Source organism: Streptomyces sp. HUAS MG56, assembly GCF_058673395.1.
In genome coordinates, this window is record NZ_CM178722.1 from 7,587,733 (window position 1) to 7,606,931 (window position 19,199).

General features: G+C 72.7%; 19 protein-coding genes and 1 pseudogene. 13 read left to right on the forward strand and 7 right to left on the reverse strand.

Annotated elements, in window-relative coordinates; translation table 11 throughout:
* Positions 1-2: 2 nt before the first annotated feature.
* Entirely contained in the window at positions 3-1,106 is a 1,104-nt protein-coding gene (gene zapE / locus AC4OXY_RS35555; RefSeq protein WP_356021768.1) for a cell division protein ZapE, read from the reverse strand.
* Positions 1,107-1,143: 37 nt separating this feature from the next.
* Here zapE and AC4OXY_RS35560 point away from each other — a divergent pair, with 37 nt between their 5' ends.
* From AC4OXY_RS35560 to AC4OXY_RS35580, 5 genes are all read left to right on the forward strand, one after another.
* Positions 1,144-1,950, forward strand: a complete 807-nt coding sequence (locus AC4OXY_RS35560; RefSeq protein WP_491991672.1) for a dihydrofolate reductase family protein — start codon at positions 1,144-1,146, stop codon at positions 1,948-1,950.
* A gap of 129 nt (positions 1,951-2,079) precedes the next feature.
* Positions 2,080-2,553, forward strand: coding sequence for an indole-3-glycerol phosphate synthase (locus tag AC4OXY_RS35565; protein ID WP_356021772.1), 474 nt, complete (start codon positions 2,080-2,082; stop codon positions 2,551-2,553).
* A gap of 112 nt (positions 2,554-2,665) precedes the next feature.
* Positions 2,666-4,057, forward strand: coding sequence for a UDP-N-acetylmuramate--L-alanine ligase (gene murC, locus AC4OXY_RS35570; protein WP_356021774.1), 1,392 nt, complete (start codon positions 2,666-2,668; stop codon positions 4,055-4,057).
* Between the two features lie 14 nt (positions 4,058-4,071).
* Positions 4,072-4,479 (forward strand): peptide-methionine (R)-S-oxide reductase MsrB, encoded by a 408-nt coding sequence (msrB, locus tag AC4OXY_RS35575; protein ID WP_356021776.1) that lies wholly within the window; start codon positions 4,072-4,074, stop codon positions 4,477-4,479.
* 374 nt (positions 4,480-4,853) lie between these two features.
* On the forward strand, positions 4,854-6,053 hold the full coding sequence (locus tag AC4OXY_RS35580) for a PP2C family protein-serine/threonine phosphatase (protein WP_491994684.1): 1,200 nt from the start codon (positions 4,854-4,856) through the stop codon (positions 6,051-6,053).
* A 42-nt stretch (positions 6,054-6,095) separates the two neighbouring features.
* On the opposite strand, the pseudogene AC4OXY_RS35585 reads toward AC4OXY_RS35580, so the two are convergent.
* A pseudogene (locus AC4OXY_RS35585) lies at positions 6,096-7,141 on the reverse strand (sensor histidine kinase); the annotation flags it as partial.
* A gap of 175 nt (positions 7,142-7,316) precedes the next feature.
* Between AC4OXY_RS35585 and AC4OXY_RS35590 the strand changes: the two are divergent.
* The 6 genes from AC4OXY_RS35590 to AC4OXY_RS35615 all read left to right on the forward strand — a co-directional run bounded on the left by AC4OXY_RS35590 (position 7,317) and on the right by AC4OXY_RS35615 (position 12,402).
* Entirely contained in the window at positions 7,317-8,654 is a 1,338-nt protein-coding gene (locus AC4OXY_RS35590; protein WP_356021780.1) for a ferredoxin reductase family protein, read from the forward strand.
* A 15-nt stretch (positions 8,655-8,669) separates the two neighbouring features.
* Entirely contained in the window at positions 8,670-9,092 is a 423-nt protein-coding gene (locus AC4OXY_RS35595) for an FMN-binding protein (RefSeq protein WP_356021782.1), read from the forward strand.
* Position 9,093: 1 nt separating this feature from the next.
* Positions 9,094-9,813 carry an FAD:protein FMN transferase gene (locus tag AC4OXY_RS35600; RefSeq protein ID WP_356021784.1) on the forward strand — a complete coding sequence of 240 codons (720 nt, stop codon included), beginning with the start codon at positions 9,094-9,096 and terminating at the stop codon, positions 9,811-9,813.
* A gap of 125 nt (positions 9,814-9,938) precedes the next feature.
* Positions 9,939-11,087: an ABC transporter ATP-binding protein gene (locus AC4OXY_RS35605; protein ID WP_356021786.1), complete on the forward strand. Its 1,149-nt coding sequence runs from the start codon at positions 9,939-9,941 to the stop codon at positions 11,085-11,087.
* Positions 11,084-11,737: an ABC transporter permease gene (locus tag AC4OXY_RS35610; RefSeq protein ID WP_356021787.1), complete on the forward strand. Its 654-nt coding sequence runs from the start codon at positions 11,084-11,086 to the stop codon at positions 11,735-11,737. The genes AC4OXY_RS35605 and AC4OXY_RS35610 overlap by 4 nt, the downstream gene beginning before the upstream one ends.
* A complete protein-coding gene (locus tag AC4OXY_RS35615; RefSeq protein ID WP_491991673.1) occupies positions 11,734-12,402 on the forward strand; it encodes an ABC transporter permease in 669 nt (222 codons plus the stop codon). Before AC4OXY_RS35610 ends, AC4OXY_RS35615 begins: the two co-directional genes overlap by 4 nt.
* Positions 12,403-12,408: 6 nt before the next feature.
* Here the strand turns inward: AC4OXY_RS35615 and AC4OXY_RS35620 are convergent, their stop codons facing one another.
* The 4 genes from AC4OXY_RS35620 to AC4OXY_RS35635 are packed head-to-tail and all read right to left on the reverse strand — an operon-like array spanning position 12,409 to position 16,888.
* The gene (locus AC4OXY_RS35620; RefSeq protein WP_356021791.1) at positions 12,409-13,008 is read right to left on the reverse strand and encodes a GTP-binding protein; all 600 of its coding nucleotides are present in this window, start codon (positions 13,006-13,008) and stop codon (positions 12,409-12,411) included.
* Complete coding sequence (locus AC4OXY_RS35625; RefSeq protein WP_356021793.1) at positions 12,995-13,405, reverse strand: DUF742 domain-containing protein; 411 nt, start codon at positions 13,403-13,405, stop codon at positions 12,995-12,997. The genes AC4OXY_RS35620 and AC4OXY_RS35625 overlap by 14 nt, the downstream gene beginning before the upstream one ends.
* 31 nt (positions 13,406-13,436) lie before the next feature.
* Positions 13,437-13,913 carry a roadblock/LC7 domain-containing protein gene (locus AC4OXY_RS35630; RefSeq protein WP_356021795.1) on the reverse strand — a complete coding sequence of 159 codons (477 nt, stop codon included), beginning with the start codon at positions 13,911-13,913 and terminating at the stop codon, positions 13,437-13,439.
* A complete protein-coding gene (locus AC4OXY_RS35635; RefSeq protein ID WP_491991674.1) occupies positions 13,910-16,888 on the reverse strand; it encodes a sensor histidine kinase in 2,979 nt (992 codons plus the stop codon). The genes AC4OXY_RS35630 and AC4OXY_RS35635 overlap by 4 nt, the downstream gene beginning before the upstream one ends.
* Before the next feature lie 232 nt (positions 16,889-17,120).
* Here AC4OXY_RS35635 and AC4OXY_RS35640 point away from each other — a divergent pair, with 232 nt between their 5' ends.
* Positions 17,121-18,086 carry an ABC transporter substrate-binding protein gene (locus AC4OXY_RS35640; RefSeq protein WP_491991675.1) on the forward strand — a complete coding sequence of 322 codons (966 nt, stop codon included), beginning with the start codon at positions 17,121-17,123 and terminating at the stop codon, positions 18,084-18,086.
* Positions 18,087-18,165: 79 nt separating this feature from the next.
* Here AC4OXY_RS35640 and AC4OXY_RS35645 read toward each other — a convergent pair whose 3' ends face one another.
* On the reverse strand, positions 18,166-18,621 hold the full coding sequence (locus tag AC4OXY_RS35645) for a tellurite resistance TerB family protein (protein ID WP_356021801.1): 456 nt from the start codon (positions 18,619-18,621) through the stop codon (positions 18,166-18,168).
* Positions 18,622-18,828: 207 nt separating this feature from the next.
* On the opposite strand from AC4OXY_RS35645, the gene AC4OXY_RS35650 reads away from it, so the two are divergent.
* Entirely contained in the window at positions 18,829-19,197 is a 369-nt protein-coding gene (locus tag AC4OXY_RS35650) for an ArsR/SmtB family transcription factor (protein ID WP_356021803.1), read from the forward strand.
* Positions 19,198-19,199 lie beyond the last annotated feature (2 nt).

Below are 19,199 nucleotides of genomic sequence, written 5' to 3' on the forward strand. Positions count from 1 at the left end.
GACTACGGGGTGACGAGCCCCTTGGCGTCCCGGGCCAGCGCGGTGAGCCGGGATATCGCGCGGAAGTACTTCTTGCGGTAGCCGCCGTTCAGCATCTCCTCGCTGAACAGCCGGTCGAAGGGCAGCCCCGAGGCCAGCACCGGCACCTCGCGGTCGTAGAGCCGGTCCGCGAGCACCACGAGCCGCAGCGCCGTCGACTGGTCCGGCACCGGCCGCACCCCGGTCAGGCACACGGCCGTGACCCCGTCGGTCAGCGCGCCGTACCGGCTCGGGTGGACCTTCGCCAGGTGCTCCAGCAGATGCGGGAAGTCGTCCAGCGAGGCGCCCTCGGTGGCGTACGCCGCCTTCGTCACCTCTTCGTCGGAGAACGGCAGGGGGGCCGCGGGCAGACCGCGGTGCCGGTAGTCCTCGCCGTCGATGCGCAGGGCGCGGAAGTGGGCGGACAGCCCCTGTATCTCGCGCAGGAAGTCGGCGGCGGCGAACCGGCCCTCGCCCAGCTTGCCGGGCAGCGTGTTGGAGGTGGCGGCCAGCGCGACGCCCGCCTCGACCAGCTTGCCGAGCAGGGTCGACACCAGCACCGTGTCGCCCGGGTCGTCCAGCTCGAACTCGTCGATGCACAGCAGGCTGTGCCCGGACAGGGTCTGCACCGTCTGCTGGAAGCCGAGGGCGCCGACCAGGTTCGTCAGCTCCACGAAGGTGCCGAACGCCTTGCGGGCGGGCTCGGCGGGGGTGGCGTGCCACAGGGAGGCGAGCAGGTGGGTCTTGCCGACGCCGTAGCCGCCGTCCAGGTAGACCCCGCGCGGGCCGGCCGGGACCTTGGGCGCCCTGGCCCGGCCGAAGCCGAAGAAGCCGCGCCTGCCGGCGCCGGAGGCGTGCGCCCCGCCCAGCCCGGCCGCGAAGCCCTCCAGGACCGTCACGGCCTCGGTCTGGCTGGGCTGGTTCGGGTCCGGGATGTACGTCGAGAAGCGGACCGAGTCGAAGCGCGGCGGCGGCACCATCTCGGCGACGAGCCGGTCCGCGGGGACGTGCGGCTCGCGGGCGCACAGGGAGAGGGGGCCCGCTTCGGTCACGGGGCTGGAACCGGGGGCGGCGGTGGAGGACGACACGGTTACCCATGCTAAGCGCCGTGTCACACTGCACGACATGCGACGCCTGTTCCCTGTGACCGACGAAACAGCAGCCCAGGACCGTACGGCGGCGCTCGCCGACCGTGAGTGGAGCCTCGCCGAGCTGGCCGCCGCCTACGCCTACCCGGAGCCGGGGCCGGGGGCGGAGCCGGGGGAGCCGCGGCCGTGGCTGCGGGCCAACATGGTCTCCACGCTGGACGGCGCGGCCCAGCACGACGGGCGCTCGCAGCCCATCTCCTGCGCCGCCGACATGCGGATCTTCGGCACGCTGCGGGCGCTCGCGGACGTCGTGGTCGTGGGCGCGGAAACGGTACGTCAGGAGGGGTACCGCCCGGCACGCGCGCGTGCCGAGTTCGCCGCGGCCCGCGCGGCCGCCGGACAGGGCCCGGCGCCGGCCGTCGCGGTCGTCACCGCGAGCCTGGACCTGGACCTCTCGCTCCCGCTGTTCACCTCGCCCCTCGTGCCCACCCTGATCCTGACCGGAGCCGCGGCCGCCCCGGACCGGGTCGCCGCCGCCGGGAAGGCCGGCGCGCGGGTGGTGGTCGCGGGCGACGGCGCGGGCATCGACCCGGACCGCGCGGTACGCGCCCTCGCCGGGCTCGGCCACACCCGGCTGCTGACCGAGGGCGGGCCCCGGCTGCTCGGCCAGTTCATCGCCGCGGGCGTGCTGGACGAGATGTGCCTGACCCTCTCGCCCATGCTCACCGCGGGCGAGGCGCAGCGCATCGCCGGGGGCCCGCCGGTCGCCGTGCCGCGCCGCTTCGCACTCGTCTCCCTCCTTGAGGAGGCCGGATTTCTGTTCGGTCGCTACCGTCGGTCCTGAAATAAGCGGAATCTGCTATTCCGTTTAGCTTCCGGAGGGCAGACTTAGACCGGCAGAACCCGTGGGAGCACGGGGCAGGATGGTTTCCGCAGCGGCCCTGCCGGGGCCACGGAGGAGAAGAGGCGTCCGGTGTTCACAAGCGTTCTGATGATCGAGAAGGCCTTGACGTCCGCCGACGTGGAGTTCGTCACCACCTTGCACGGAGACGAGCCGGTCACCTTCCACGTGCTCCTCCAGCCGCGCGGCGACCAGGCGGACCGCCTGCTGCGGGCCATCGACGACATCGCGCTCGGCGAACTCGACGAGGCGGTGCGGGAGCGGGACACGCCGGAGGGGACGGCGGCGCAGGGGGTCGGACAGCAGGCCCTCGACGTCTCGGTGCAGGCGCTGCACGCGGCGGGGAGCACGGCGCAGGGGCGGTTGGTCGAGGACCATCCGCTGGAGGCGCTGAAGGCCCTGGTGGCGGAGGTGTCGGCGGACGAGGTGATCGTGCTGACCGATCCGCACTATGTGGAGGAGTTCTTCCACCGGGACTGGGCCTCGCGGGCGCGGCACAAGGTGGGGGTGCCGGTGCTGAAGCTGTTCTCGCACAGCAAGGCGTGAGCGCCGCGTCCCTCGGGCGGGACCGGTGACCCCTTGGTGCAGAGGGCCCGGCGCTTGAGCACATAGGCTAGGGCCCGCTCAGCCTCGTACCGGAGATTTTGGGGAGAACCACATGGCACCCGGCCTTCCTGCCGCCATGGACCGACCGCACTTCATCGGCATCGGCGGCGCCGGGATGTCGGGGATCGCGAAGATCCTCGCCCAGCGCGGGGCCGCGGTGGCCGGCAGCGACGCCAGGGAGTCGGCGACCGTCGAGGCGCTGCGCGCGGCCGGTGCCACCGTGCACATCGGGCATGCGGCCGGGCACCTCGCCGACGACGCGAGCTGTGTCGTCGTCTCCTCGGCGATCCGGCAGGACAACCCCGAGCTGGCCCGCGCCGCCGAGCTGGGCATCCCGGTGGTGCACCGCTCCGACGCGCTCGCCGCGCTGATGGAGGGGCTGCGCCCGATCGCCGTGGCGGGGACGCACGGCAAGACCACGACGACCTCGATGCTGGCCGTCTCGCTCACCGAGCTGGGCCTGAAGCCGTCGTACGCCATCGGCGGCGACCTGGACGCGCCCGGCTCCAACGCGCTGCACGGCACGGGCGACATCTTCGTCGCGGAGGCGGACGAGTCGGACCGCAGCTTCCACACGTACGCCCCCGAGGTCGCCATCGTCCTCAACGTCGAGCTGGACCACCACGCCAACTACGCCTCGATGGACGAGATCTACGAGTCCTTCGAGATCTTCGCCGGGAAGATCGTGCCCGGCGGCACGCTGGTGATCTCCGCCGACCACGCGGGGGCGCGGGAGCTGACCCGGCGGCTGGCCGGGTCGGTGCGGACGGTGACGTACGGCGAGGCCGAGGACGCCGACGTGCGCGTGCTGTCGATCGTCCCGCAGGGGCTGAAGAGCCGGGTCACCGCGGTGTTCGACGGGCAGGAGCTGACCTTCGCCGTCTCCGTGCCCGGCCGGCACTACGCCCTCAACGCCGTCGCCGCGCTCGCCGCCGGTGCCGCCCTCGGCATCCCCGCCGCGGAGCTGGCGCCCGCGCTCGCCGCCTACACCGGGGTCAAGCGGCGCCTGCAGCTCAAGGGCGAGGCGGCCGGCGTCCAGGTGATCGACTCCTACGCCCACCACCCGACCGAGATGACCGCCGACCTGGAGGCCATGCGCGCCGCCGCCGGCGACTCCCGGATCCTCGTCCTCTTCCAGCCGCACCTGTTCTCCCGCACCCAGGAGCTGGGCAAGGAGATGGGCGACGCCCTGGCCCTCGCGGACGCGTCGGTCGTCCTCGACATCTACCCGGCGCGCGAGGACCCGGTCCCGGGCGTGACCAGCGAGCTGATCATCGAGGCCGCGCGGGCCGCAGGCGCCGACGTCACCGCCGTGCACGACAAGGCGGAGAGCCCCGCCGTGATCGCGGGAATGACGAGGCCCGGTGATCTCGTTCTCACCATGGGCGCGGGCGACGTGACCGACCTGGGCCCGCTGATCCTGGACCGCCTGTCGCAGCAGTAAAGGGGCTGAGGCTCATGTCGTACGACGTCGAGAAGCCGGACGAGCAGTGGAAGGCGGAGCTGACCCCGGCCGAGTACGCCGTGCTGCGCCAGGCCGCCACCGAGCCGGCGTTCACCGGTGAGTACACGGACACCAAGACCCGGGGCGTCTACTCCTGCCGGGCCTGCGGTGCCGAACTGTTCACCTCGGACACGAAGTTCGAGTCGCACTGCGGCTGGCCCTCCTTCTTCGACCCGAAGGACACGGACGCCGTCGAGCTGATCGAGGACCGCTCGCACGGGATGGTGCGCACCGAGGTGCGCTGCGCGCGGTGCGGCTCGCACCTCGGGCACGTCTTCGCCGGCGAGGGCTACCCGACCCCGACGGACCAGCGGTACTGCATCAACTCCATCTCGCTGCGCCTGGCTCCCGAGGAGAGCTGAGGACGGTCGGCCTCCGTCTCTGGCGATCTCGTGGAGGCCCGGCATGCAGCGGATCAACGGACACGCCGAATCTGGCAAAAGGAGTGTCCGAAACGCTTCGGCCGGTCGAAAATGAGCACCACCGGACACGGGGGCGGGAGTGGGAATGGGTCCCGCACGGGGCTGCCGGGTCTGACGGGGGCAACGGTACGAATGTGATGCATGAGACCGATGCCCCGTTCGCCCCGGTTTGAGATTCTGTGAGGGTGTTGGGTGTGGCGCGCTGGATCCAGTCCCGTCGCAGGTCGTGGCCTGCCGACAGCGGCCACCGTCGCGCCGACGCCGACGACCAGGCGCCGTCGGCGTCCACGCGCACCGCGGCCGCCGCGCAGGCCGTGCCGGCCGCCGACGTCGCCGCGGCCGGCGCGCGGCTCGCCCTCCTGCGCGACGCCCTGGCCGGCATCGGCAGCACCCTCGTCGAGTCCACCACCTGTGCCGAGTTGACCGAGGCCGCCGTAGGGCTGGCCGGCGGGACCGCCGCGGTGCTGCGCCGGACCGGGAAGACGATCTCCGGGTACGAGGAGATCAACGGGGACGCCGATGTGCTGCCCGACGTCCGCTGGGCCACCGCGGTCGCCCGGGAAGCGGTCGCACCGGCGCTCGACACGACGGCCGAGCCCTGGCTGGAACACGCCGGCGCGCCCAGCACCCGGGCCGCCCTGTGCCTCTCGCTGACCAGCGGGGACGACGTGTACGGCGTCCTGGTGTGGGCCCGCTCCGGGGAGCCGCTGCGCCCCCTGGAGGCCGAGCTGCTGAGCCTGCTCGCCGAGCGCGCCGCCTCCCACATCCGCCACGCCCGCGCCTACGAACACGTCAACCGCACCGCCGGCGACCTGCAACGCGCCCTGCTGGAGGAGCCCGGCCGCCCGCACCCCAACCTCGACGTCGCCATCCGCTACCTCCCGGCCGGCCGGCACGCCGTCGTCGGCGGCGACTGGTGCGAGACCGTGCGGCTGCACTTCGGGCGGACCCTGCTGGTCGTCGGCGACGTCATGGGGCACGGCCTGGAGGCCGCCGTCGACATGAACGCCTACCGCTCCTCGCTGCGCTACATAGCCTCCGCCGACCTGCCCCCGCACCGGGTGCTGCGGCAGATCGACGAGATCTCCTCCCGGGAGGCCGAACGCCGGCCCGCGACCTGTCTGCTGGCCGGCGTCGACCCCGGCCGGGGCCAGGTCACGCTGGCCAGCGCCGGGCATCTGCCGCCGGTGCTCATCGAACCGGACGGCTCGGCCAGGCTGCTTTCGGTGCCCGTGGGGCCGCCGCTGGGCACGGGGCTCGGCGGGTACGAGTCGGCCACGCATCCGCTGGCGCCGGGGCAGACCCTGGTGCTGTTCACCGACGGGCTGGTGGAGCGGCGGGGCGAGGACATCGACCAGTCGCTGGCGCGGCTGTCCGCCGTCCGCTTCCCCACGGGGGACGGGCTGGACGACGTACTGGACACGATCCTCGCGCGGCTGGACGCGCGGCACGCGGAGGACGATGTCGCGGCGCTGGCCGCGCGGCCGTACAGCAGGCAAGCGGTCTCGCCGTAGCGGTACGGGTCCATGGCCGGCGTCGATAAGGCCCCGCGCCCCTCAGGGAGTTGCAGCCACCGGCAACCGGACCGTGAACACCGTCAGCCCCTCCTCCCGACCCAGCCCCGGACTTCCCCCGTGCGCCGTCACCAGCGCCCGCGCCACCGACAGGCCCAGGCCGCTGCCGCCCCGGTCGCGGCTGCGGGCCCTGTCGACCCGGTAGAAGCGGTCGAAGATCCGCTCCCGGTCGGCGGCGGGGACGCCGGGGCCCGCGTCGGCGACCCGGACGCACACGCCGGACGCCCCGGCCGTGACGGTCACGGACACCCGCGTCCCGGGCGGGGTGTGCACGGCCGCGTTGGCCAGCAGGTTGTCCAGCACCTGGCGGATCCGCACCGGGTCCGGACGCAGCCGGACCGGTGCCGTGCCGGGGTCCACGACCAGCGGGTGGCCGGGGTGAGCCGCACGGAAGGCGTCCGCGGCCTCGCCGGCCGGTTCCACGAGGTCGGTGTCCGCGCAGCGCAGCGGGCTCTCGACCTCGGCCGCGTCCAGCCGGGCGAGCAGCAGCAGATCGTCCAGCAGGACGCCCATCCGCGCGGCCTCGGCCCGCGGGCGGGCCAGGTGGCGGTCGCGTTCGGCGGGTTCGTTGGCCGCCGCCTACTGGAAGAGGTCGGCGTAGCCGCGCACCGACATCAGCGGGGTACGCAGCTCGTGCGAGGCGTCCGCGACGAACCGGCGCAGCCGCTGCTCGGCCTCCGCGCGCACCGCCAGGGAGTCGTCGATGTGCTCCAGCATGGTGTTGAAGGCGGTGCGCAGCTCCTCCACCTCCGGGCCGCAGGGTCGGTCAGATCGTGCGAGGCGATCCCGTGGGCGGTGTGGGCCATGTCGCTGAGCGGCTTCAGACCCCGGCGCAGCATCCTGCGGCCGATGACCACGAACGCCAGCAGGGCCAGCGTGAACGCCACCACCTGGACCGTGACCAGCTGCCGTACGGTCGCCTCGACGTCCGCCACGGGCGCCGCGCTCACCAGCACCACCCCGGGCTCCACCTCGCAGGCGCGCAGCCGGTAGGTGCCCTCCCCGGCGATGGTCACGGTGCGGAAGAGCGACCAGCAGGCGTGCTTTCTCCACCCGCCCGTCCTGCGTCACCCGTCCGGCCCTGCCGGAGCTGCCCGCCGCGACCGGTCGTATCGATACTCAAGTGACAGTCGTCCGACAGGAGAACGACAGCATCGGCGGGCGAAGCTCGTCACCCAGGACCCGATCAAGGAGCTGCCGTCCGTGACGACCCTCCAGAGCCGTCCCGCGCCCGCCGCGGCGATCCGTCCCCGGGCCGTGGCCCGGACCGGGCTGTACACCCTGCTGGCCGCCAACGCGGCCGTTGTCGCCTGGTTCTTCGTCCAGGCCGGCTTCGCCTCGAACACGCTGATCGTGCTCGGCCGCCTCTGCGGCCTGTACGGCGCCCTCCTCATGGCCTTCCAGCTGCTGCTGGTGGCCCGGCTGCCCTGGCTGGACCGCAGGATCGGCATGGACCGGCTGACCTCCTGGCACCGCCGGACCGGCTTCGGCGTGCTGTGGACCCTGCTCACGCACGTCGTGTTCATCACCTTCGGCTACGCCCGGGCGTCCTCGATGGACCCGGTGAACCAGCTGGTGAACCTCGCCGAGACCACCGAGGGTGTGCTGCGGGCGGTCGTCGCGCTGTCGCTGATCGTCGTGGTCGGCGCGGTCTCCGCCCGCTGGGCCCGGCGCCGGCTCGCCTACGAGACCTGGCACTTCATCCACCTGTACACCTACGTCGCGGTGGTCCTCGCCTTCACCCACCAGGTCGCGGCCGGTACGACGTTCACCTCCTCGCCCGTCGCGCGGACGTACTGGTACACGCTGTGGGGCGGCGCCCTCGGATCGGTGGTCGCGGGCCGGATGCTGCTCCCGCTGTGGCGCAATCTGCGGCATCGGCTGCGCGTCGAGGCCGTCGTCCCCGAGTCCGACGACGTGGTCTCCGTCTACGTCACCGGCCGCGACCTGGACCGGCTGCCCGCCCGGGCCGGCCAGTTCTTCCTGTGGCGCTTCCTCACCAGGGACCGCTGGTGGCAGGCCAACCCGTTCTCCCTGTCGGCCGCCCCCGACGGCCGCACCCTGCGCCTGACCGCCAAGGCGGCCGGTGCCGGCAGCGCCGCCCTGCGCCGGCTGAAGCCCGGCACCCGTGTCTTCGCCGAGGGCCCGTACGGCGCCTTCACCGCGCTGCACCGCACCCGCCCGGAGTCCGTGCTGATCGCCGGCGGCGTCGGCGTCACCCCCATCCGGGCGCTGCTGGAGGAGCTGGAGGGCCACGCCGTGGTCATCTACCGGGTCGCCGCCGACCGGGACGCCGTCCTCCACGACGAGCTGCGCGACCTCGCCCTCGCCAAGGGCGCCGAACTGCACCTGGTGACCGGGCCCGTCGTCCCCGACCGGCTCGCCCCGCGCGAACTGGCCCGGCTGGTCCCGGACATCGCCGACCGCGACGTCTTCCTGTGCGGGCCGCCCGGGATGATGACCGCCGTGCTGCGCAGCCTGGCGGACCTGGGCGTGCCCAGGAAGCAGATCCACTTCGAGCGTTTCAGTCTCGCGGGCTGAGAGAGGCGTCCCACCGTGAAGCGAGCCGTTCCCGTCTTCCTCCTGACCGTCGCGGGTCTGATCCCCGTCTGGCGCTACCAGCCCTCGACCGGGACCGCCGACATCGCCCGGCCCGCGTCGACGCCGGCCACCGTGCCGTCCTCCTCCTCGTCCTCCTCGCCGTCGTCCCCTTCGTCGTCGAAGGTCGTCCCCGGCACCGCGGTGGACACCGTGAAGGGCGTCTTCCAGGTGGAGGTGACCTTCCGCGGCGACCGGATCGCCGCCGTACGGATGCTGCAGGCGCCGCACCATCCGCAGACCAAGTGGGCCGTGCCGGAGCTGGTCGCGGAGACCCTGAAGGCGCAGAGCGCCCACATCGACTCGGTGTCCGGGGCCACGATCACGAGCCAGGGATACAAGGAGTCCCTCCAGGCCGCCATCGACGCCAAGGGCTCCTGACGTGCGGCGTGTCGAACACGTCATGGGCTTCCCGGTCTCGCTGCGCATCGACGACGAGGGGGACTTCGGTGCGAGCGCCGACGCGGTCTTCGCGTGGCTGCGCGAGGCGGACGCCCGGTTCAGTCCGTTCCTGCCGCACAGCGAGGTGTCCCGGTACGGCCGGGGCGAGGTGGCGTACGGCGCGCTGAGCGCGGACCTCACGGAGGTGCTCGGCCTGTGCGAGGAGTACCGGGCCGCGACCGGCGGCGCCTTCGACGTACGGCTGCCCGGGCGGGAGTTCGACCCCTGCGCGGTGGTCAAGGGCTGGTCGGTGCAGCGGGCGGCCGGTCTGCTGGCGGCGGCCGGGGCGCGCCGGTTCTGTCTCAACGCCGGGGGTGACGTGGTCGCCGCGGGCGGGCCGTGGCGGGTCGGGATACGGCACCCGGAACGGGCCGACCAGGTGTGCGCCGTGCTGGCGGTCACCGACGCGGCGGTGGCCACCTCCGGGCGGTACGAGCGCGGTGACCACATCCTCGACGGCCGCACCGGCCGCCCCGTGACCGGACTGCTCAGCCTCACCGTGCTGTCCCCGACGCTGACCGAGGCGGACGCGACCGCCACGGCCGCCTTCGCGCTCGGCGCCGAGGGGCCGGCCTGGGCCGCCGCCCGCCCGGGCTGCGAGGTGTTCGCGGTCGACGCCGGCCGGAGCGTGCTCCGTACCCCCGGGCTGCCCCTGGCCTGACCGGCCACGCGCCCGCCAAAGCGCCGAAACACTCGCGGTCTAGACTCTCCCCGCAACGGCCTGCGCACGACGACCCTGGCCGAAAACGGGCGGAAATCTGCCAAACCCGAAGGGTATTCGGCGTTTTGATACGGATAGATTCAGTCACGAAGCGGTATCCGGACGGCACGGTCGCGGTCGACCGGCTGTCGCTGGAGATACCGGACCGCGCGATCACCGTCCTCGTCGGGCCCTCGGGCTGCGGCAAGACGACGACGCTGCGGATGATCAACCGCATGGTGGAGCCCACCGAGGGCAGCATCCTCCTCGACGGCACGGACATCCGGCAGCAGCCGGTCAACACCCTGCGCCGCTCGATGGGTTACGTCATCCAGAACGCCGGTCTCTTCCAGCACCGCACCATCCTCGACAACATCGCCACCGTGCCCCGGCTGCTCGGCACCCCCAAGAAGGAGGCCCGGGCCCGCGCCGCCGAGCTGATGGAACGGGTCGGGCTCGACGCCACGCTGGCCAGGCGCTATCCGTACCAGCTCTCCGGCGGCCAGCAGCAGCGCGTCGGCGTCGCCCGGGCGCTCGCCGCGGATCCGCCGGTGCTGCTGATGGACGAGCCGTTCTCCGCCGTCGACCCCGTGGTGCGCAAGGGGCTCCAGGACGAACTGCTGCGCATCCAGGACGAGTTGGGCAAGACCATCGTCTTCGTCACACATGACATCGACGAGGCGATCAAGCTGGGCACGATGGTCGCCGTGCTGCGCACCGGCGGCCGGCTCGCCCAGTTCGCCCCGCCCGCCGAACTGCTCAGCGCGCCCGCCGACGCCTTCGTGGAGGACTTCCTCGGCGCCGACCGCGGCATCCGCCGGCTGTCCTTCTTCCCGTCCGCGGACCTGGAGTTGGAGACCGAGCCGATCGTGGCCGCCGACGCCGACGCCGAGACGATCGCCGCACGCTCCGCCGCCCCCTACCTCCTCGTCACCGACGCGGAGGGCAGGCCGCTCGGCTGGAGCGAGCCGGACCGGCTCACCGCCGGAGCCGTCGACCCGGATCAACTCCTCGACCACGGACGCCCGTTCACGCCCGGCACCGACTCGCTGCGCACCGCGCTCGACGGCGCCGTGCTCTCGCCCACCGGCCGGGCCGTCGCCGTGGACGGCGAGGGGCGTGCCGTCGGCGTCGTCTCGCAGCAGGTCATCGGCGAGGCCATCCGCGCCGCCCACAGCCGGGCCGCCGGCGCCGCGGAGCCGGCCGCTGCCGCCGACGCCGAGGCCGTCCGGTGAACGGCTTCTTCGACCTGCCGAGCGACCTGCAGTACAGCTACCTCGGTCTCGTCGCCCTGCACCTGCGCGAAGGGCTGCTGCCGGTGCTGGCCGGGCTGCTCCTCGCGCTGCCGGTGGCCCAGCTGTGCGTCCGCTTCCGCTGGGTCTACCCGCCCGTGCTCGGCGTCACGACCGTGCTCTACTCCATCCCCTCGCTGGCCTTCTTCGTCGTCCTCATCGACTACTTCGGGCAGAGCGAGACCACGGTGATGATCCCGCTCGCGATCTACAGCCTGGTGGTGCTCGTCCCGGCGATCGTCGACGGCGTCCGCTCCGTGCCGCCCGAGACCCTCGCCGCCGCGCAGGCCATGGGCTTCGGGCCGGTGCGCCGCTATCTCCAGGTCCAACTGCCCATCGCCGTACCGGCGATCATCGCGGGCCTCAGGGTGGCCACCGTCTCCAGTCTCTCCCTGGTCAGCGTCGGCATGCTCATCGGCAACCAGGGCGCCCTCGGCAACATGCTCTACGCCGCCACCACGTACCACCGCCCCGCCCTGGCCGTGAACTCCGTGCTGACCACGGCCGTGCTGGGCATCCTCGCCGACGCGACGCTCGTCCTCGTCCGCCGGCTGCTCACCCCCTGGATGCCGACGAAGGGTGCCGTCCGGTGAACGTCCTGAACTTCGCGCACGCCTTCTTCGGCGACAGCGCCCACTGGCACGGCTACGACGGCATCCCCACCCGGCTCGTCGAACACGTCACGTACGCGCTGGAGGCGCTGCTGTACGCCGCCCTGATCGGCCTGCCCATCGGCCTGGTCACCGGGCACTACGGCCGCGGCGGCAACGCCCTCGCGCTGATCGCCACCGCCGGCCGGGCCCTGCCCAGCTTCGGGCTCCTCGTGCTGATGTTCATCTGGATCGGCTTCGGTCTGCTGCCGGTGATGATCCCGCTGGTCGTGCTCGCCGTACCGCCGATCCTGGTCACCACCTACGAGGCGATCCGCTCCGTCGACCCCTCGCCGGTGGACGCCGCCCGGGGCATGGGCATGCCCGAGGCGCGGGTGCTGTTCCAGGTGGAGGTGCCGGTCGCGCTCCCGCTCATCCTGAGCGGCCTGCGCACGGCGGCCATCCAGATCGTCTCCACCGCCACCATCGCGGCCTACGTCAGCCTCGGCGGCCTCGGCCGCTACATCATCGACGGCCTCTACCAGAAGAACTACGAGAAGGTCGTCGGCGGCGCCACCCTGGTCGCCGGACTCGCCCTCGCCACCCTGCTGGTGTTCTGGGCACTGTCCCGGATCACGGTCTCGGCGGGGGTCCGGCGCAGCGGCTGACTCCCGCTACGACTCGGTGCGGGCCAGCGCCAGTTCGAGCACGACGAGCAGCGCGTCCCGCACCGAGCCCCGCTCCCGGGCGTCGAACACCACGACCGGCACCCCGTCGGAGACGTCCAGTGCCCAGCGGACCTCGTCCAGGGTGTGCTCCACCCTGCCGTCGAAGGCGTTGACGGCGACGGCGAACGGGATGTCCCGGTGCTCGAAGTAGTCGACGGCCGCGTAGCAGTCGTCCAGGCGGCGGGTGTCGACGATGACGAGCCCGCCGACCGCGCCCTCGACGATGTCGTCCCACATGAACCCGAACCGCTCCTGCCCGGGCGTGCCGAACACATACAGCTTCAGCGTCGGGTCGATGGTCAGGCACCCGAAGTCCATCGCCACGGTGGTCGTGGTCTTGCGCGGGGTGTGCGTGAGGTCGTCCACGCCCGCCGCGACCTCGGTGATCGACGCCTCGGTGGTCAGCGGCTCGATCTCCGAGATCGAGCCGACCGCGGTGGTCTTGCCCACGCCGAAGCCGCCCGCGACCACCATCTTCACCGGCAGCGGCGGCCGTACGGCGGCGGGTGCGGCCGCGCCGCGCACGAGCGGTTCAGTCGGTGTCACTCGGTACCTCTCGGGAGTCGGGGACGGCCCTGAGGCCATCGATGAGCCTGCGCAGGACGGACGCGTCGCGGGTGGCGCCGACGTCCGGCACGTACACCGCCAGCTGCCCGGCCTCGCGCAGGTCTTCGGCCAGGACGCGGACCACGTTGAGGTGCAGGCGCAGCCGGGCCGCGAGTTCCGCGAGGGACTGCGGCAGCCGGCACGCGGCCACGATGTCGTACTGCTCGAACGAGAGCCCGGCGAGCGCCGCCAGCCCCTCGGCGGTGGCCACCACCTGGGTCTCCAGGGGCAGCGCCCGGCCTGAGCCGTCGTCCGCGACCCGGCCGGCGGTCACCAGGAACGGACGTACGGCGGGGGCGGGGCCGACCGGGTCCGGACCCGTCGTGCCGTCCGCCATGACCATCTGCTCTCTCTCCGTGCGCGGACGCTCAGCGGGCGGACGCAGCGGCGACGTTGTTCTTGAGCTCCAGCACCAGCTGCGGGCTCAGCGCGGCACCGGCGCGGTTGGCGAACAGGGTCATCTCGTAGGCGATGTTGCCGAGCTTCGCCTCCTTGTCGGTGACGACACCGAGCACGGCGCCGGAGCCGATCGCAGAGACGATCACATGGCCGCCCTCCAGATCGATGATGACCTTGTTCAGTCCGCCCAGACCGTAGTTGCCGGAGGCGCCCGCGGCCAGGCTGGTGATGCCCGACACGATCGCCGCGAGCCGCTCGGAGTCGGCGGGCTCGCGCAGCTCGGACACCGCGATCAGCAGGCCGTCGGAGGACACGGCGATCGCGTCAACGACCCCGGCGGTCTCGGTGGCGAAGCGGTTCAGCAGCCAGGTGAAGTCGGCCGCGGCCGCCTGGAGATCGGCCGGCGCGGCGCCGCCCGTCGGGGTGTCACCTGTCGACGTGCTCAACTGTCGGCTCCTTCGGGAAGGTGGATCTGGTCGTGCGGTGCGGTGGAGTGGACTGCCGGTACGGCACCTTCAAGGGGGGTGCGGGGGGTGCCGGGGCCGTGCGCGGGGTTCTCGGCCGAGGCGCGGTCGGGTGCTTCGGCGGGGGCGTGGTGGGCGTGCTCCGGGACTTCGGCCGGAGTGCCGCCGTGGCCACGTGCGGAGTCCGCGACCGGTGAGCCGGGGGTGTGCGTCGGCTCACCGGCCGGGGCGTCGACGGCGCGCGCGTCCGCGTCGCCGTGTGCCTCGACGGCGCCGGCCTGCGCCTCCCCATCGACGTGCGGCTCAGCGTCGGCCTGTGCTGCGGTGTCGGTGGCTGTCCCGGCGTTGGCGTGCGACCTTGTGTGGGCCGGTGTGTCTGCGGCGGCGCGTGTCCCCGTGTCCGTCGGTGGCGCGGTGTTGGCGTGCGGTCTCGTGTCGGCCGGTGTGTCTGCGTGGGCGTGCGGCTCAGCGTCGGCCTGTGCTGCGGTGTCGGTGGCTGTCCCGGCGTTGGCGTGCGATCTCGTGTGGGCGGGTGTGTCTGCGGCGGCGCGTGGCCCCGTGGCCTTCAGTGGCGCGGTGTCGGGGCGGGGGTGGTTGCCCGTGTCGCTGTCGCGGTGGGCGCGTTCGACGGCGGCCTCGAACTCCTCCAGCGCGCTGCGCTCGGCCTCGGCGTCGCGGGGCCGGGCCGACGCGGGGAGCGACTGGGCGGCACCCGCGGTCGTGTGCAGCGTGGCGCCGCGGACCCGGCGGCGCAAGGGGCGGGAGCCGGTGGGGGCCTGCTCCGGAGCCTGCGGCTCGCGGCGGGGGAGCCGGCGGGGCAGCGGGCCGGCGGGCTCGATGCCGTCGGCGTCGGCGTCGGCCTCGGCGTCGTCGTCCCGGGACCGGGCGGAGGAGGGGCCCTGCGCGGACTCGGCGGGCCGCACGGTGCTCTTCGACCGCTCCGGACCCGACACCGCCCCGGCGGGCGTCGGCCGTACCGTGACCGCCCCGGCCACCGGACTCGCCGGCCGCAGCAGCGCGCTCGGCAGGGTCACCTCGGCCGTCACACCGCCGCCCGGCGTCCGGGTCAGCTCGACCGCGATCTCCCAGCGGCGGGCCAGCGCACCCACCACGAACAGGCCGAGCACCTTCGTCGGCACCAGGTCCACGCGTTCGCGGCGGATCAGCCGGGCGTTCTCCTCGGCCAGCCGCTCGGCGCTCATGCCGAGGCCGTGGTCGGCGATCACGACGTGCGTGCCCTCGGCGCCGGTGCGCACGGTCACCTCGACCGGGCTGCCCTCGGGCGAGAACGACACGGCGTTCTCCAGGAGTTCGGCCAGCATCAGCGTGAGGTCGCCGATGACGTCCGGCTCGGCCAGGGCGTCCGACGCGGCGTACAGCCGTACCCGCTGATAGCCCTCGATCTGCCCGAGCGCGGCCCGTACGACGTTGGACAGCGCCGTCGGCTCCCCGTCCAGCCCGCCCTCACGGATGCCGGCCAGCAGCATCAGGCTGTCGGCGTTGCGGCGCAGGCGTACGGCGATGTGGTCGATGGAGTACAGCCGTTCCAGCAGAGCCGGATCCGTCTCGCCGCGCTCCACGGCGTCGATCAGGGCGAGTTGACGGGACGTCAGGTTGCTGACGCGCCGGCCCACGTTGCCGAACATCTCGGCGGTGTTGCGGCGGCTGAGCACCTGCCGCTCCAGCAGCGCGCCGGCGGTGGTCTGCACCCGGTTGAACGCCTCTGCCAGCTCGCCGATCTCGTCGCGCGCGGTGACCGGCATGTCCCGCAGCCGGGGCGGCCCGTCGTCCTCGGCGTCGTCGTCGGCGACCCGGGCCAGCTCGCGCCCGGCCACCTCGGCGACCTCCCGCGCGGCCCCGGTCAGCGCCTGCACGGGCCGGATCACCGAGCGGCGCACCAGCACCGCGAAGGCGATCCACAGCGCGAACATGAGCAGCGCCCCGCTCAGCAGCAGCCCGGCCCGCCACCGCGCGGAACCGGCCGAATGCTCCGCGTCGGCGGCGATCTGGCCGATCAGCGAGGTGGTGATCGTCAGCCGGGCGTCGGCCTGTTGGGAGAAGTCCGGGTAGCCGGCCAGCGCGTCCTGCACCGCCTGCCGGATCTCGTCCTTGCCGTTCGCCTGGAGCTGGCCCACGTCCACCTGCAACTCGGCGAAGGACTGGGCGATGTTGCGCTGCTCCGGGGTGTGCTCGATGCCCGCGAGCCCCTCGGCCTGGGCCTCGGTGGCGAACCGGGCGAAGCGGTCGGCCTGGTGGTTGTAGAGGTCGTAGGCACCGACCGCGCTGGTGAACTCGATCAGCGCGTTGGTGTCGCCGGTCTTCGCCGCGAACACGTTGGTCTCGAAGGCCCCGTGCGCGGCGTCCGCGCGCAGCAGTGAGTCCAGCAGGTTGCCCGTGAAGGTGTCCGCGAGGTCCGCGTTCCGGTCCAGACCGAGACCGTCGATCACGCCCTGGGCGGCGTGGGCGTAGGCCGGGTCGACGTTGTCGGCGGGCATGTACGACTGCTCGACCGACAGGCGCAGGCTGGTCAGGCCGTCGACCTCGCGCAGCGCCTGCGCCTCACCGGCGGGCAGCCGGTCCCCGAAGACCGCGCGGACCTTGGCCACCTGGGCGTCGACCGCGGCCTGGGCCTCGTCGTAGGCGGAGGTCGAGGACTGGGTGTACCCGGCCTCGTAGTTCACCGAGAGCAGGATGGCCTGCTGGTGCTCGGCCTCGATACGGTCCACGAGCTGTGCGACCTGGACGCTGTCGCGCACCAGTCGGGCCGCCGAGGAGGAGCTGTTCCACTGCAGGACCAGGTCGGTGAAGACGTAGGACAGCAGGACGGCGATCACGGCCAGCGGGATGCCGACCAGGAGGTTGAGCTTGCGCCGGAAGGGCCAGCGGTCGGCGACGCCCCGTACCCTGCCCCGCGCCGGGGTGTGCCGGGCGGGCGCGTCCACCTGGTCCGTGGACACACGGGCCTCCTTCTCGGGTGCTCTCCGACACCGAAGCGGGCCCCGTGCACTGCCGTGGCCGGATTTCAACTGACCCAGAGATTACAGTCTTCTTGAAGGAACAATCGGCGCAGATCGCATCACGAATCCATGACGAAGACAGCGCTCTCTGTGCGCAACTGACCGCAGATCGAGGCCAATCGGTAATCTGCTGCCCTTGACTGACCGAGAACCGGCTGGATTGGATCGGTGGGTGACTTCCACACAGCGCATCAGCAGGTCCATCCGAAGGAACCGGGGCGCGGCGGCCGTCGCCCTCGTGGCGGCGACGGCTCTGCTGGCCGGCTGTTCCTCCAAGAGCGGCTCCTCGGGCGGCAACCCCCTGACGGACGACGGCAAGGCGAGCGGCGACACCGTCGTCGTCGGCTCCAACAACTTCCCCGAGAGCACCCTGATCGCCGACATCTACGGCGAGGCGCTCAAGGCCAAGGGCGTCAAGGTCACGTACAAGCCGAACATCGGCAGCCGCGAGACCACCTACGGGCTGATCAAGAACGGCTCCATCAAGCTGCTGCCCGAGTACAACGGCGCGCTGCTCGCGTACCTCGACCCGAAGGCGAAGCCGGCGACGGCCGACGCCACCACCACGGCCATCGAGGCCAAGCTGGACTCCAAGCTGACCCTGCTGAAGCCGGCGGCGGCGCAGTCCAAGGACTCGGTCACGCTCAACGCGGCCACCGCGAAGAAGTACGGCCTGACCGAGAAGTCCACCATCGCCGACCTGAAGGACGTCGCGAAGGACCTGGTCCTCGGCGCCTCGCCGGAGTTCCAGACCCGGCAGCAGGGCCTGGTGGGCCTGCAGTCCGTCTACGGCCTCGACTTCAAGTCCTTCCGGGCGCTGGACGCGGGCGGCCCGCTCACCCAGGCGGCGCTGCAGAAGGACGCCGTGCAGGCCGCCGACATCTTCACCACGGACCCGACCATCACCAAGGAGAAGTTCGTCGTCCTCCAGGACCCGAAGAACCTCTTCGGCTTCGAGAACGTCCAGCCGCTCGTCCACAAGGGCGCCCTGTCCCAGAAGGGCGTCGACGCGCTGAACGCGGTCTCGGCCAAGCTCGACACCGCGACCCTGCTGGACCTGGACACCCAGGTGCAGGCCCAGAACAAGGACCCGCTGGACGTCGCCCAGGCCTGGCTGAAGTCCGCGGGCCTGAGCTGACACCGCTGGGCGAACACCGGAGGCGGGGGCACGGTCGACGGTGTCGAGCGTGCCCCCGCCCGCATCCGGCCGGCGGGGCTCAGAGGTCGAACTCGTGCGGCGGCAGGTCCAGCGTGAAGCAGGCCTCGCGCACCACGGCCTGCTCGGACTTGTCGAAGTCGCCGTCCGCGCCGCCGATCACGATGCCGATCTGGACGACGGCCCGCGCCTCGGCCGGCTTCTTCTTCGCCTTGGCGATCTCCTGGAGGACGCTCACCTTGCCGAAGGCGAAGTCGGTCGTCAGCTTGTTCAGGTTCTCCTCGAAGCGGCGGCGCAGGTCGTCCGCCGGGAAGTTCTGCAACACCTCGTTCGTCGCGATGAGCTGGGCCACCCGCTGCCGCTCCGACGGGTCGACGGTCCCGTCGGCGGCGGCCACGAGCGCGCACATCGCCATGCTCGCGTCCCGGAACGCACCGCTCTTCAGGTCGTTCTTCCTCGCCACCAACTGGGTCTGCATCGTCGACGCCGACTCCTTGATGCGGTCCCACAGGGCCATGCGCACTCCTCGTGTCAAAAGGCCGGGCGCTCCCACGGCACACCGGCGGCAACTTCTACAACACCGTAGAAACTCATGGCGCCGCCGGGAAGTTCCCGCCCGCCTAGACTGGGTCCCCGTACCTGGAATCCCGACCCGGGATCCCGTACGCGGACGGAAACCCCGTCACGAAGCGGACGACGCAGCGGAAAGCAGAGGAAGGCGACAGTGGCGACAGCGCCCGGCACCGGCCATCAGGACCCCTCCGCCGAGGTGCTCACCGAGGCGGCCGCCGCCTTCGGGCTGCTCGCCTCGCCCGCCCGGCTGCACATCGTGTGGGCGCTGATCCAGGGTGAGAGCGATGTCACCGGGCTCGCCGAACGGGTCGGCGGCGCGCTGCCGGCCGTCAGCCAGCACCTGACCAAGCTCAAGCTCGCCGGTCTGGTCCGCTCCCGCCGCGAGGGCCGCCGTCAGGTGTACTTCGTCGACACCGCGGGGCAGGCCGCCGTCGTGGAGGTCGTACGACTCCTCGTCGGGAGCCTCGCCGCGAAGGACACCGCCGCCGAGGCCCCGGCCCGTCGCCTGCGCGGTCTCTGATC

Bases quoted from the DNA above. Each gene is read 5' to 3' on its own strand.
- AC4OXY_RS35560 (WP_491991672.1), top strand. From the start codon at position 1,144: ATGCGACGCCTGTTCCCTGTGACCGACGAAACAGCAGCCCAGGACCGT.
- murC (WP_356021774.1), top strand. From the start codon at position 2,666: ATGGCACCCGGCCTTCCTGCCGCCATGGACCGACCGCACTTCATCGGC.
- msrB (WP_356021776.1), top strand. From the start codon at position 4,072: ATGTCGTACGACGTCGAGAAGCCGGACGAGCAGTGGAAGGCGGAGCTG.
- AC4OXY_RS35625 (WP_356021793.1), bottom strand. From the start codon at position 13,405: ATGGCGGACGGCACGACGGGTCCGGACCCGGTCGGCCCCGCCCCCGCC.
- AC4OXY_RS35645 (WP_356021801.1), bottom strand. From the start codon at position 18,621: ATGGCCCTGTGGGACCGCATCAAGGAGTCGGCGTCGACGATGCAGACC.